Here is a 12,896-nt window from a genome sequence, read left to right as displayed (position 1 = left end):
GACGGAAGAAACACCGTGGCCCATGCGGACGATCCCGCTCTTGAGGCAGCGGGCCGTTTCCTGAAGAGTTTCAAGCATCCCGCGCACCTGCTGGTCGCCGTTTCCGGCGGCAGCGATTCGACGGGGCTTCTCGTGGCGCTCGCCACGCTCTGCGCGGCCGGGCGCTGTCCCGGCATCACCCTTTCCGCCTGCACGATCGACCATGACCTGCGGCCCGGCTCCGCCGGGGAGGCTGCATGGGTCGGCGCCCTTTGCGCACGCCATGGCGTGAGGCACGTCATCCGCCGCTGGGAAGGCGAAAAGCCGGTTTCCGGCCTGCAAGCCGCCGCCCGCGCCAGGCGCTACGATCTCCTCGCCGGCACCGCCGTGGAAATGGGCGCCGATGCCGTTCTCGCTGCCCATACGCGCGACGACCAGAACGAAACCGTGGCGATGCGCGCCGCGCGGTCGGTGGAAGGGATCGGCCTTTCCGGGATGGCGGATGCCGTCCTGCTCCATGGTGCCGTCTGGCTGCTGCGGCCTTTCCTCGCCATCGACCGGGCGGCCATCCGCGCCTTCCTCGCCGCGCGCGGCGAAGGCTGGCGCGAGGATCCGAGCAACGACAATCCTCGCTTCGAGCGGGTCCGCATTCGGGCGCGCGGCGTTTCGCCCGAACCTGCCGGCGGGGACAGGGCCTTGCTTTCCCGGTGCGCGGCCGCCTTCCTGGCCGAAAATGTCCGGACGGAGGGCGCCTTCTTCGTGCTGGCACCCGCGGCCGTCGGCACTCTCCTTGTCGATCCGGCTGCCTGGCGTGGTTTTCTGGTGCTGGCGGCGGTAGCGGGGGGGCGGGTACATGCCCTTGAGGCGGCGTCGGCCGGTCGCCTGCGGGGATTCCTTGCCAGCGGCACACTGTCGCGGCTGACCGCCGGCCGCGTGGTCTTCGATCGCCGGCGCGACGGCCTTTTCCTCTACCGCGAATGCCGCGGCATCGAGACCCTTGCCCTGCCGGCAGGCGCGGCGGCCGTCTGGGACGGGCGGTACCATGTCGCCAACCGTACCGGCCGGACGATCATGGTTTCGGCTGCCGGCAGCGGGCGAGGGCGGGATGACGGCGCCGGACTGGGCGGACCCGCCTTGCGCGCCAGCCGCGCCGCGCCGCGCCTGGAATTCGAGCATGGCGGGCGGGTGCCTGCGGATCTTGCCGCCATCGAGCCCGTGGTGGCGCCCTATGCCCGTTTCCTGCCGCGCTTCGACCTGCCGCTCGCCAATGCGCTCGCGGAGATTCTCGGGCGCGCGCCGTTTTCGTCTCCGCCGAACGAATGAAGGCGCGCATGAAAGCGTTGTGGTAGAATGGAGGCAATGTCGACGGCAGGCGGCTGCAGGGCCATCCTCGCCGTTGACGATATTGAGAGAAAAGCCCTGGTCCCGTGTGCTTTGCCTTGGCAAGGCCGCATGGCGACCCTATGTTAGGCGACAGAGAAGCGGCCGGGAAACTCCGGCCGGGAAAGTGCCCGGAACGTTCGATGAATCCCAATTTCCGCAACTTCGCCCTGTGGGCGATTATCGCCCTCTTGCTGATCGCGCTGTTCAGCATGTTCCAGACGAGCCCGGCGCAGACCGGCTCGCGGGAAATCCCCTATTCGCAGTTCCTGAAAGAGGTGGACTCGAGCCGGGTGAAGGAAGTCGTCATCACCGGCGACAAGATCGTCGGCAGCTATGTCGAGACCGGCGCGACCTTCCAGACCTACGCGCCGACCGGCGACAATTCGCTCGTCCAGCGGCTTGAGGCGAAGAACGTCGTCGTCAGCGCGCGGCCGGAGACGGATGGCTCGTCTGGGTTCCTCAGCTATATCGGCACGCTGCTGCCCATGCTCCTGATCCTCGGCGTCTGGCTGTTCTTCATGCGCCAGATGCAGGGCGGCTCGCGCGGGGCGATGGGTTTCGGCAAGTCCAAGGCGAAGCTGCTCACCGAAGCGCATGGCCGCGTCACCTTCGCGGACGTCGCCGGCGTCGACGAAGCCAAGCAGGACCTCGAGGAGATCGTCGAATTCCTGCGCGACCCGCAGAAGTTCCAGCGCCTTGGCGGGCGCATTCCGCGCGGCGTGCTGCTCGTCGGCCCGCCCGGCACCGGTAAGACGCTGCTCGCACGCTCTGTCGCGGGCGAGGCGAATGTGCCCTTCTTCACCATTTCCGGTTCCGACTTCGTCGAGATGTTCGTCGGCGTCGGCGCAAGCCGCGTGCGCGACATGTTCGAGCAGGCCAAGAAGAACGCGCCCTGCATCATCTTCATCGACGAAATCGACGCCGTCGGCCGTCACCGCGGCGCGGGCCTCGGCGGCGGCAACGACGAGCGCGAGCAGACGCTGAACCAGCTTCTCGTCGAGATGGACGGTTTCGAGGCCAATGAAGGCATCATCCTGATCGCCGCGACCAACCGCCCCGACGTTCTCGATCCGGCGCTCCTGCGTCCCGGCCGTTTCGACCGCCAGGTCGTCGTGCCGAACCCCGACATCGTTGGCCGCGAGCGCATCCTCAAGGTGCATGTGCGCAACGTGCCGCTGGCCCCGAATGTCGACCTCAAGGTCCTTGCCCGCGGTACGCCCGGCTTCTCCGGCGCCGATCTCATGAACCTCGTCAACGAGGCCGCGCTGATGGCCGCGCGGCGCAACAAGCGCCTTGTCACCATGCAGGAGTTCGAGGACGCCAAGGACAAGATCATGATGGGCGCCGAGCGCCGTTCCTCGGCCATGACCGAGGCGGAAAAGAAGCTCACCGCCTATCACGAGGCCGGCCACGCCATCGTCGCGCTCAAGGTGCCGCTCGCCGACCCGCTGCACAAGGCGACGATCATCCCGCGCGGCCGTGCGCTCGGCATGGTCATGCAGCTTCCCGAGGGCGACCGCTACTCGATGAGCTACAAGTGGATGGTCTCGCGCCTCGCCATCATGATGGGCGGCCGCGTCGCCGAGGAGATCACCTTCGGCAAGGACAACATCACCTCCGGCGCCTCCTCCGACATCGAGCAGGCGACCAAGCTCGCCCGCGCCATGGTCACCCAGTGGGGCTTTTCCGACCAGCTCGGCCAGGTCGCCTATGGCGAGAACCAACAGGAGGTCTTCCTCGGTCATTCGGTCGCGCAGCAGAAGAACGTCTCCGAGGCGACCGCGCAGAAGATCGACAACGAGATCCGCCGCCTGATCGACGAGGCCTATGCCGAGGCCAAGCGCATCATCACCGAGCAGCACCACGAATTCGTGGCGCTCGCCGAAGGCCTGCTCGAATATGAGACGCTGACGGGCGACGAGATCAAGGCGCTCATCCGCGGCGAGAAGCCGGCGCGCGATCTCGGTGACGACACGCCGCCGCACCGTGGTTCCGCCGTGCCGAAGGCCGGCCACAAGAAGGGCGGCGAGGCGGAAGGCGGACTGGAGCCGCAGCCGCAATAAGGCGAGCCGCCGAAAAAGAATCGAAGACGGCCGGGAAGTCTTTCCCGGCCGTTTCCTTCGGTAACGGTCTGTAACGAATTCTGATGCGTGGGTGGATGCTCTTTTTTCGCTTTTGTGGCAAGGAAATGGGGCGGCCGCACGATGTTTAAGGTTTGAACGACGGGGCGGCTATAGAATAGTTTCGCCCCGCGGCCCGTCTTAAATGCTGGGCGTGGCAGGATGAACGCATCAGGATCGGGCGCGGCACGAGTGCCGCCCGGCCAGCGATTTTCAGGAGTGACTATGAAGCGTCGTTATTTCGGTACGGACGGCATTCGGGGACAATCCAACATTTTCCCGATGACGCCGGACCTTGCCATGCGGGTTGGCATCGCCGTGGGTACGATCTTCCGCCGTGGCGCGCATCGCCACCGCGTGGTGATCGGCAAGGACACGCGCCTTTCCGGCTACATGTTGGAAAACGCCATGGTGGCGGGCTTTACCGCCGCCGGCATCGACGCCTTCATCCTTGGGCCGATCTCGACGCCTGCCGTCGCCATGCTGACGCGGTCGCTGCGCGCCGATATCGGCGTGATGATCTCCGCCTCGCACAATCCTTTCTACGACAACGGCATCAAGCTCTTCGGTCCCGATGGCTACAAGCTCTCCGACGAGATCGAGATGGAAATCGAGGAGCTGATCGACAGGGACATCACGGCGCAACTCGCGAAGGCCGCCGATATCGGCCGGGCGAAGCGCATCGACGGCGTGCATGACCGCTATATAGAACATGCCAAGCGCACGCTGCCGCGCGACACGACGCTGAAGGGCCTGCGCGTGGCCATCGACTGCGCCAATGGCGCCGCCTACCGCGTCGCCCCCGCCGCCCTCTGGGAACTCGGCGCCGACGTCGTGACGATCGGTAACGAGCCGGATGGCCTCAACATCAATCTCGAATGCGGCTCCACCCACCCGGACGCCCTGCAGCGCAAGGTGCATGAGGTGCGCGCCGATATCGGCATCGCGCTCGACGGCGATGCCGACCGCGTGCAGATCGTCGACGAGAACGGCAAGATCATCGATGGCGACCAGCTGATGGCTGTCATCGCCGAAAGCTGGGCGGCGGACGGCATGCTGCGCGGCGGCGGCATCGTCGCGACCGTCATGTCCAATCTCGGCCTTGAACGCTTCCTCTCCGGCCAGGGCCTCGGCCTGCAGCGGACCAAGGTCGGCGACCGCTATGTCGTCGAGCACATGCGCCAGCACGATTACAATGTCGGCGGCGAGCAATCCGGCCATATCGTCCTGTCCGATTTCGGTACGACCGGCGACGGTCTTGTCGCCGCGCTCCAGGTGCTCGCCTGCGTCAAGCGCAGCGGCAAGACGGTGAGTGAGGTATGCAACCGCTTCGAGCCGGTGCCGCAGGTGCTGAAGAACGTGCGCATCCAGGCCGGTTCGCCGCTGGAGGACGCCGCGGTTCGCCAGGCGATCGCCGATGCCGAAAGCGAGCTCGCCCGCAACGGCCGCCTCCTCATCCGCCCCTCCGGCACGGAGCCGCTGATCCGCGTGATGGCGGAAGGTGACGACCGGGCACAGGTGGAGCGCATCGTCGACGAGCTGGTGGGCGTGATCGGCTCCGTGCGCAACGCCGCCTGAGCCCGCCCGACGCATTCTTTGAAAAGGCCGAAGCTCTGCTTCGGCCTTTTCTTTTGCGCTCAAGTCGCGTCGAAGTTTCTTTCGGAAGCTTTCCGAAATTTATTCATCCTTTACCGAATTCGTGAACGACGATTAACAAATACGGTAAATCTTTGTAGTTAATCGCCCCTTAACCTTTCCTCGCCATTATCCGTGGCTGATCGAGGGACTTGGAATCCGGCGCGCCGGCCATCCCAAGCAAAGCCTATTGGAGCAAGGCCATGAGGAAAGTTTTGAGTGGCGTGGTTGCCGTCCTGCTGACGGGCACGTCGGGTTATGCGGCCGATGTCTACCAGCCGGAGGTCATCGAGGCGCCGGTGCAGGAAACCGTCATCGAGACGGGCGGCTGGTATCTGCGCGGCGACATGGGCTGGTCCTATAACAAGATGCGCGGCGCGAGCTTCTACCAGGGTTCGAACGACACCTATCGCAGCTTCGATTCCACGCGCCTGAAGAGCGGCTTCACCATCGGCGGCGGTGTCGGTTACCAGATCAACGACCACTTCCGCACGGACGTGACGCTCGACTACATGTTCAAGTCCAAGTTCAAGGGCTCGACGACGGGCGGCTGCGGCGTCGCCGTGAACTGCACCTCCACCGACGTCTCCTCGCTGACCGCCCTCAGCCTCCTCGCCAACGCCTATGTCGACATCGGCACCTACGGCATCGTCACGCCCTATGTCGGCGCAGGTATCGGCGGCACCTATGTGAACTGGAAGGGCCTCAAGAACACCTCGTGCGAAACCGGCGACCCGACGAACTGCGACCCGACCTTCGAACATCGCGGCAGGAAGAGCTGGCGCTTCACCTATGCGCTGATGGCCGGTGCCTCCGTCGACGTCACCTGCAACCTGAAGGCCGACCTTGGCTATCGCTTCCGCCATGTCACCAAGGGCGAGATGTTCGGCTTCAATGCCGGCGGCGGCCCGGGCTACGACAAGGGCTTCTACAGCCACGAGGCACGCGCCGGTCTGCGCTACGCCTTCAACGGCTGCGAGCAGCAGGCCTATATCCCGCCGGCCGACATCCCGATCGAGCAGCCGGTCTACAAATAAGCGGCGTACTGCCGACCGCCTTGCAAGGCCGCCCTCCGGGCGGCCTTTTCGCATTCCCGAACGCGTTGCAGATCCGGACACTTAACCGTTTCTTCATGCCTTAAGATTTATGGTTAACCAACGGTGTAGGGCAGCAATCTCTTAAGGATGCCTGGCCCTGCGCCGATCACGCAACCGCCGGCCCGCCGGCCTTGAGGGATCGAGACCATGTTCCGCCGCATCGCACCGCTTGGTATTGCCATTCTTGCCGGCCTCGTCGCGACGAGCGTGACGGCGAGTGATCTCGACATCATCAACGCGCCGGAAATCGACGTCTCCAGCAGCACGGTGGCCGAGGGCTGGTATATCCGCGGCGATCTCGGTTACTCCGGCTGGGTCAAGCACGACAAGCCGAACTACAGGATCGATGCCTTCGGCGCGACCTTTGCTGACGGGGATTTCGACAATGCCCGTTTCTCCAAGCCCATCTCCTACGGCGTCGGCATGGGCTACCAGTTCAACAATTTCCTGCGCGCCGACCTGACGACGGACTTCTTCAACGGCTCGCTGCGCGGCAGCTCGAACCTCGATTCGCCCTGCATCGCGGCCCCGGCGGGCACGACCTGCCGTCTCGGCCAGAAGGCGGACTACAGCGCGGCCCATTTCCTGGCCAACGGCTATGTGGATCTCGGAACCTATGCCGGCATAACGCCCTATGTCGGTGCAGGCGCGGGCGTGACCTACATGAAATGGGACAGCTTCCGCACCCAGGCGAACTGCCAGAACGACACGGGCTCCTGCGCAGGTGCGACCTTCGACGAGCTCCGCGTGAAGGGCGACGACAGCTGGCGTTTCACCTATGCGCTGATGGCGGGTGCCGCCATCGACCTCACCGAACGCGTCAAGCTCGACCTCGGTTATCGTTTCTCCGACATGGCGGGCGGCAAGGCCTTCGGCGGCACGGCCGAGGTGCCCGGCGTCGGCTCGGTCAGCGTCAAGGGACGGGACGAGGGCTTCCAGAAGCATGAGTTCCGTGCCGGTATCCGCGTCACCACCTGGTGACACCCCTTCTTTTGCTTGCGCGGCGGCGCGTCGGGAAACCGGCGCGCCGTTTCCGTTGCGCCGCATTATTTTTCGTTCGCGACATAATCCTCTTGACTTGAAAACGGCTCTTCCATATTCACGGCGGCGGGACACTCCTCCCCAACGAGGAGCTATCTATCTGGAAGGATAGCGATCATGACGAAGACCGTCACACCGCCGGACGTGCGTCCGAACAATACCCATTTCTCTTCTGGCCCTTGCTCGAAGCGCCCAAATTGGTCGCTCGAAGCGCTTTCCGATGCTCCGCTCGGTCGTTCGCACCGCGCCAAGATCGGCAAGACCAAGCTCAAGCAGGCCATCGATCTCACCCGTGACGTCCTGGAAGTGCCGGCGGATTACCGCATCGGCATCGTGCCGGCCTCCGATACCGGCGCCGTCGAGATGGCGCTGTGGTCGCTGCTCGGCCCGCGCGGCGTCGACATGGTCGCCTGGGAAAGCTTCGGCTCGGGCTGGGTTTCCGATGTCGTGAAGGAGCTGAAGCTCCCCGACACGCGCAAGATCACGGCCGATTACGGTCTTCTCCCCGACCTTTCCACGATCGACTTCGACCGTGACGTGGTCTTCACCTGGAACGGTACGACCTCGGGCGTGCGTGTGCCGAACGCCGACTTCATCCCGGCCGACCGCAAGGGCCTGACCATCTGCGACGCGACCTCGGCCGCCTTCGCGCAGAACCTCGATTTCGCCAAGCTCGACGTCGTCACCTTCTCCTGGCAGAAGGTGCTGGGCGGCGAGGGCGCGCATGGCGTCATCATCCTGTCGCCCCGCGCCGTCGAGCGGCTGGAAAGCTATACGCCCTCCTGGCCGATGCCGAAGATCTTCCGCATGACCAAGGGCGGCAAGCTGATCGAGGGCATCTTCCAGGGCGAGACGATCAACACGCCCTCCATGCTCTGCGTCGAGGACTATATCGATGCGCTCAACTGGGCGAAGCAGGTCGGCGGCCTCAAGGGCCTGATGGCCCGCGCCGACGCCAATGCCAAGGTCATCTTCGACTTCGTCGAGAAGAACGAGTGGATCGCCAATCTCGCCAAGGATCCGGCGACGCGCTCCAATACCTCGGTCTGCCTGACGATCGCCGACAAGGACGTGCTGGCGCTCGATGCCGACGCCCAGGCCGCTTTCGCCAAGGGCTTCGTCGCCCTCCTCGACAAGGAAGGTGTCGCCTACGACATCGGCGCCTATCGCGACGCCCCGTCGGGCCTGCGCATCTGGGCCGGTGCCACCATCGACACGGCCGACCTCGAAGCGCTGATGCCGTGGCTCTCCTGGGCCTTCGAGACCCAGAAGGCGACGCTCGCCAAGGCCGCGGCCTGATTTTGCGACTGGCTTCGTCCTTCGGGCGAAGCCACCCTTATCTCATCTTCCCGGACCCATTGAAGGAGGCCTCTCATGGCACCTCGCGTACTCGTATCCGACGAACTGTCGGAAACCGCCGTTCAGATCTTCCGCGATCGCGGCGTTGACGTCGATTTCCAGCCGAAGATCGGCAAGGACAAGGACAAGCTCGCCGAGATCATCGGCAATTATGATGGCCTCGCCATCCGCTCGGCCACCAAGGCGACGGAAAAGCTGATCGCGGCGGCGACCAACCTCAAGGTCATCGGCCGCGCCGGCATCGGCGTTGACAATGTCGATATCCCGGCCGCTTCGCGCCGCGGCATCATCGTCATGAACACGCCCTTCGGCAACTCGATCACCACGGCCGAGCACGCCATCGCGCTGATGTTCGCCGTCGCCCGCCAGCTTCCGGCCGCCGACGCCTCCACCCAGGCCGGCAAGTGGGAGAAGTCGAAGTTCATGGGCGTCGAGATCACCGGCAAGACGCTCGGCGTCATCGGCGCCGGCAATATCGGCTCCATCGTCTGCTCGCGCGCCATCGGCCTCAAGATGCACGTCATCGCCTATGACCCGTTCCTCTCCAAGGAGCGCGCCGAGGAGATGGGCGTGACCAAGGTCGAACTGGACGAGCTGCTGGCCAAGGCCGACTTCATCACGCTGCATGTTCCGCTCACCGACAAGACCCGCAACATCCTGAACGCCGAGGCGCTCGCCAAGACGAAGCCGGGCGTCCGCATCGTCAACTGCGCCCGCGGCGGTCTCGTCGATGAGAAGGCGCTGGCGGAAGCCCTGAAGTCCGGCCATGTCGCCGGGGCCGGCTTTGATGTCTTCGAGGTCGAGCCCGCCACCGAAAGCCCGCTCTTCGGCCTGCCGAACGTCGTCTGCACGCCGCATCTCGGCGCATCGACCACGGAAGCGCAGGAGAACGTCGCCCTCCAGGTCGCCGAGCAGATGTCGGACTACCTCGTCAAGGGCGCTGTATCCAACGCCATCAACATGCCGTCGATCACCGCCGAGGAGGCGCCGATCCTGAAGCCGTTCATCCGCCTTGCGGACGTGCTCGGCGCCTTCGTCGGCCAGGTCACGGAAAGCGCGATCAAGGAAATCGAGATCCTCTACGACGGCGCGACGGCCTCGATGAACACCAAGGCGCTGACCAGCGCGGTGCTCGCCGGCCTCATCCGCCCGCAGGTGGCCGACGTCAACATGGTCTCGGCGCCGGTCATGATCAAGGAAAAGGGCATCATCCTGTCGGAGGTCAAGCGCGACAAGTCGGGCGTCTTCGACGGCTATATCCGCCTGACGGTAACGACCGGGAACCAGACCCGCTCGATCGCCGGCACCGTCTTCTCCGACGGCAAGCCGCGCTTCATCCAGATCAAGGGCATCAACCTCGATGCCGACGTCGGCAACCACATGGTCTACATCACCAATACCGACGTTCCCGGCATGATCGGCTTCATCGGCACGACGCTGGGCGAGGCGGGCGCCAACATCGCCAACTTCCAGCTCGGCCGCGACAAGCAGGGCGGCGATGCGATCGCGCTGCTTTATGTCGATGCCGCCGTCTCCGAGGATGTCCTGAACAAGTTGCGCGTCAACCCGGCCATCCGCCAGGTCAAGTCGTTGGTCTTCAACGTCGACTGATCTTCGTCCTCCCAAGACGAACAGAAAGGCCCGCCGGAGAGATCCGACGGGCCTTTTCTCTGGCGGCATTCGCGGGATCAGGCGGTTTCACGACTTGGAACTCGAAGAGGCCATGTTGCAGGCGAGGGCAACATTGAAAACCCAGACAAGATTTAAGCGCCCGCATCAGGGGTGGATCTTCACGGAATACAGGTTATTGCGGGTGATTTCTTGCATTTGTCAGTTGTTCTTCTCTTTCGGCCGTCCCCATTCGGCAATCGCGATGCCGCCGAGTACCAGAAGAAGGGCGACGATGTGGAACAGGTGCATCGTCTCGCCGATCAGCGCGACGGACAGGATGGTGCCGAAGACCGGGATGGCGTTGATGAAGAGACCGGCCCGGTTGGCGCCGATCATCTCTACGCCGCGCACATAGAGCACCTGCGAAAGTAACGAGGGGAAGATGCCGGCATAGAGCACGACGATCCAGCCGGTGGTATCGGGAAAGATCGCGGCGCCGCGCGACACTTCCCAGAAGAGCAGCGGAAGGGCGCTGAGGAACGCGCCGAAGACGGGCGCGGCGATGAAGCTCTGCCAGTGCATCTCCGGCTTCCAGCGCAGCGAGACCGTATAGGCGGCATAGACGATGCAGGCGCCGAGCATCAGGGCATCGCCGAAGTTGAACTCCAGTTCCGCCAATGCCGAGAATTCGCCATGCGCGGCTGTTACAAGAACGCCGACCAGCGTGACGGTAAAGCCGAGAACCTGCGCGATCGAGGCCTGGATGCGGAAGAGCGCGAAATTGAAGACGAAGATCAGCATGGGGATGCCGGCCTGCTCGATGACGGCGTTGATGGCGCTGGTATAGCCGAGCGCGGTGTAGAGCAGGGCGTTGAAGGCGGTGAAGCCGAAGACGCCGTAGAGAAGCAGCTGCAGCCAGTGCCGGCGGATCGCCGGCCAGTCGCGCTTCACCTGCGGCAGCATGAGAACCAGGATGACGCCGAGCGCGATGGTCCAGCGGAAGGTGGTCAGCACCATCGGGCTGACATGGCCGACGGCAAGCTTGCCGGCCACCGAGTTCGCGCCCCAGAAAAGCGAGGTGACGCACAGGTAGAAATAGGCTCTGCTGTTCAAGGCGGCTGGGTCCGATAGGTGGAAGGATGCATGCAAGGCGGGCCGGCGGGTGGCCCACATAAGGTGAAAAAGCGCCAGATGTCATGCAAAAAGCGGATTGCGGCCGTCATAACAGGGTCGCAATCCCAAGGACAACACAGTATAGATGCGCGGGTTTGTGTCAGGCGCGCGCATGCGTGCGTAACAGCAAGGCGCTCGTGCGCGAAAACGGGAAAGATGAAATGACGAACGTCGTGGTGATCGGATCGCAATGGGGTGACGAAGGCAAGGGCAAGATTGTCGACTGGCTTTCCGAACGCGCCGATATTGTCGTGCGCTTCCAGGGTGGTCACAATGCCGGCCACACGCTCGTCATCGACGGCACGAGCTACAAGCTCTCGCTGCTGCCTTCCGGTGTCGTGCGCCCGGGCAAGATGGCCGTTATCGGCAACGGCGTCGTCGTCGATCCGCATGCGCTGATCGCCGAGATCGACAAGCTGGAAAAGCAGGGTGTCAAGATCTCGCCGGAAAACCTGCGCATCGCCGACAATGCGACCCTCATCCTCTCCCTGCACCGCGAACTCGACGGTATCCGCGAGGACGCGGCCTCCAACTCCAATTCCGGCGTCAAGATCGGCACCACCCGCCGCGGCATCGGCCCGGCCTATGAGGACAAGGTGGGCCGCCGCGCCATCCGCGTCATGGACCTTGCCGATCTCGACACGCTGCCGGGCAAGGTCGAGCGCCTGCTGACGCATCACAACGCGCTGCGTCGCGGCCTTGGCGAAAGTGAAATCACGCATGATGCGATCATGCAGGAGCTGACCTCGGTCGCCGACCGCGTCCTGCCCTTCCGCGAGACGATCTGGCTGATGCTCGACAAGGAGCGCCGCCGCGGCGCACGCATCCTGTTCGAAGGCGCGCAGGGCTCGCTGCTCGACATCGACCACGGCACCTATCCGTTCGTGACCTCGTCGAACACGGTGGCCGGGCAGGCTGCGGCCGGCTCGGGCATGGGGCCGGGCTCGCTGGGCTATATCCTCGGCATCACCAAGGCCTATACGACGCGCGTCGGCGAAGGCCCGTTCCCGACGGAGCTGAACGACGAGATCGGCCAGTTCCTCGGCGAGAAGGGCCATGAATTCGGCACGGTGACGGGGCGCAAGCGTCGCTGCGGCTGGTTCGACGCGGCACTGGTACGCCAGTCGGTCGCCACCAACGGCATTACCGGCATCGCGCTCACCAAGCTCGACGTGCTCGATGGCCTAGACGAACTGAAGATCTGCGTCGGCTACACGCTCGACGGCAAGGAAATCGATCACCTGCCGGCGAGCCAAGGCCAGCAGGCCCGTGTCGAGCCGGTCTACATTACGCTCGAAGGCTGGAAGGAATCGACCGTCGGCGCGCGCAGCTGGGCGGATCTTCCGGCCCAGGCGATCAAATATGTGCGCCAGGTCGAAGAGCTGATCGGCGCCCCGGTCGCCCTGCTCTCGACCAGTCCGGAGCGGGACGACACCATACTTGTGACCGACCCGTTTGAGGACTAATCTCAAGCTCAACACCAGTTCCGTGACGTATT

Annotated in this window: 9 protein-coding genes; 8 read left to right on the top strand and 1 reads right to left on the bottom strand. The window is 64.4% G+C overall.

Features of this window, described 5'->3' with window-relative positions:
- Positions 1–15: 15 nt before the first annotated feature.
- The 7 genes from tilS (at position 16) to serA (ending at position 10,225) form a co-directional block, all read left to right on the top strand.
- A complete protein-coding gene (gene tilS, locus AABQ55_RS21020; RefSeq protein ID WP_272806437.1) occupies positions 16–1,302 on the top strand; it encodes a tRNA lysidine(34) synthetase TilS in 1,287 nt (428 codons plus the stop codon).
- Between the two features lie 200 nt (positions 1,303–1,502).
- On the top strand, positions 1,503–3,425 hold the full coding sequence (gene ftsH, locus AABQ55_RS21015) for an ATP-dependent zinc metalloprotease FtsH (protein ID WP_244768345.1): 1,923 nt from the start codon (positions 1,503–1,505) through the stop codon (positions 3,423–3,425).
- A 282-nt stretch (positions 3,426–3,707) separates the two neighbouring features.
- Complete coding sequence (gene glmM / locus AABQ55_RS21010) at positions 3,708–5,060, top strand: phosphoglucosamine mutase (RefSeq protein ID WP_272806436.1); 1,353 nt, start codon at positions 3,708–3,710, stop codon at positions 5,058–5,060.
- 260 nt (positions 5,061–5,320) lie between these two features.
- Positions 5,321–6,154 (top strand): outer membrane protein, encoded by an 834-nt coding sequence (locus AABQ55_RS21005; RefSeq protein WP_272806435.1) that lies wholly within the window; start codon positions 5,321–5,323, stop codon positions 6,152–6,154.
- Positions 6,155–6,361: 207 nt separating this feature from the next.
- A complete protein-coding gene (locus tag AABQ55_RS21000) occupies positions 6,362–7,195 on the top strand; it encodes an outer membrane protein (protein WP_272806434.1) in 834 nt (277 codons plus the stop codon).
- Positions 7,196–7,372: 177 nt separating this feature from the next.
- Entirely contained in the window at positions 7,373–8,554 is a 1,182-nt protein-coding gene (locus tag AABQ55_RS20995) for a phosphoserine transaminase (RefSeq protein WP_272806433.1), read from the top strand.
- A gap of 75 nt (positions 8,555–8,629) precedes the next feature.
- The gene (serA, locus tag AABQ55_RS20990) at positions 8,630–10,225 is read left to right on the top strand and encodes a phosphoglycerate dehydrogenase (RefSeq protein WP_244768350.1); all 1,596 of its coding nucleotides are present in this window, start codon (positions 8,630–8,632) and stop codon (positions 10,223–10,225) included.
- Between the two features lie 219 nt (positions 10,226–10,444).
- Here the strand turns inward: serA and AABQ55_RS20985 are convergent, their stop codons facing one another.
- Positions 10,445–11,338 carry a DMT family transporter gene (locus AABQ55_RS20985; RefSeq protein WP_244768351.1) on the bottom strand — a complete coding sequence of 298 codons (894 nt, stop codon included), beginning with the start codon at positions 11,336–11,338 and terminating at the stop codon, positions 10,445–10,447.
- A gap of 221 nt (positions 11,339–11,559) precedes the next feature.
- On the opposite strand from AABQ55_RS20985, the gene AABQ55_RS20980 reads away from it, so the two are divergent.
- Positions 11,560–12,864 carry an adenylosuccinate synthase gene (locus AABQ55_RS20980; protein WP_244768352.1) on the top strand — a complete coding sequence of 435 codons (1,305 nt, stop codon included), beginning with the start codon at positions 11,560–11,562 and terminating at the stop codon, positions 12,862–12,864.
- Positions 12,865–12,896 lie beyond the last annotated feature (32 nt).

The organism is Shinella sp. WSD5-1, assembly GCF_963942435.1.
Lineage (GTDB): Bacteria > Pseudomonadota > Alphaproteobacteria > Rhizobiales > Rhizobiaceae > Shinella > Shinella yambaruensis.
This window is presented reverse-complemented; position numbering and strand designations above follow the sequence as displayed.

Excerpts from the sequence above, each read along its gene's own strand:
- AABQ55_RS20995 (WP_272806433.1), top strand. The coding sequence starts at position 7,373 with ATGACGAAGACCGTCACACCGCCGGACGTGCGTCCGAACAATACCCAT.
- glmM (WP_272806436.1), top strand. The coding sequence starts at position 3,708 with ATGAAGCGTCGTTATTTCGGTACGGACGGCATTCGGGGACAATCCAAC.
- serA (WP_244768350.1), top strand. The coding sequence starts at position 8,630 with ATGGCACCTCGCGTACTCGTATCCGACGAACTGTCGGAAACCGCCGTT.
- ftsH (WP_244768345.1), top strand. The coding sequence starts at position 1,503 with ATGAATCCCAATTTCCGCAACTTCGCCCTGTGGGCGATTATCGCCCTC.
- AABQ55_RS20980 (WP_244768352.1), top strand. The coding sequence starts at position 11,560 with ATGACGAACGTCGTGGTGATCGGATCGCAATGGGGTGACGAAGGCAAG.
- AABQ55_RS21000 (WP_272806434.1), top strand. The coding sequence starts at position 6,362 with ATGTTCCGCCGCATCGCACCGCTTGGTATTGCCATTCTTGCCGGCCTC.
- AABQ55_RS21005 (WP_272806435.1), top strand. The coding sequence starts at position 5,321 with ATGAGGAAAGTTTTGAGTGGCGTGGTTGCCGTCCTGCTGACGGGCACG.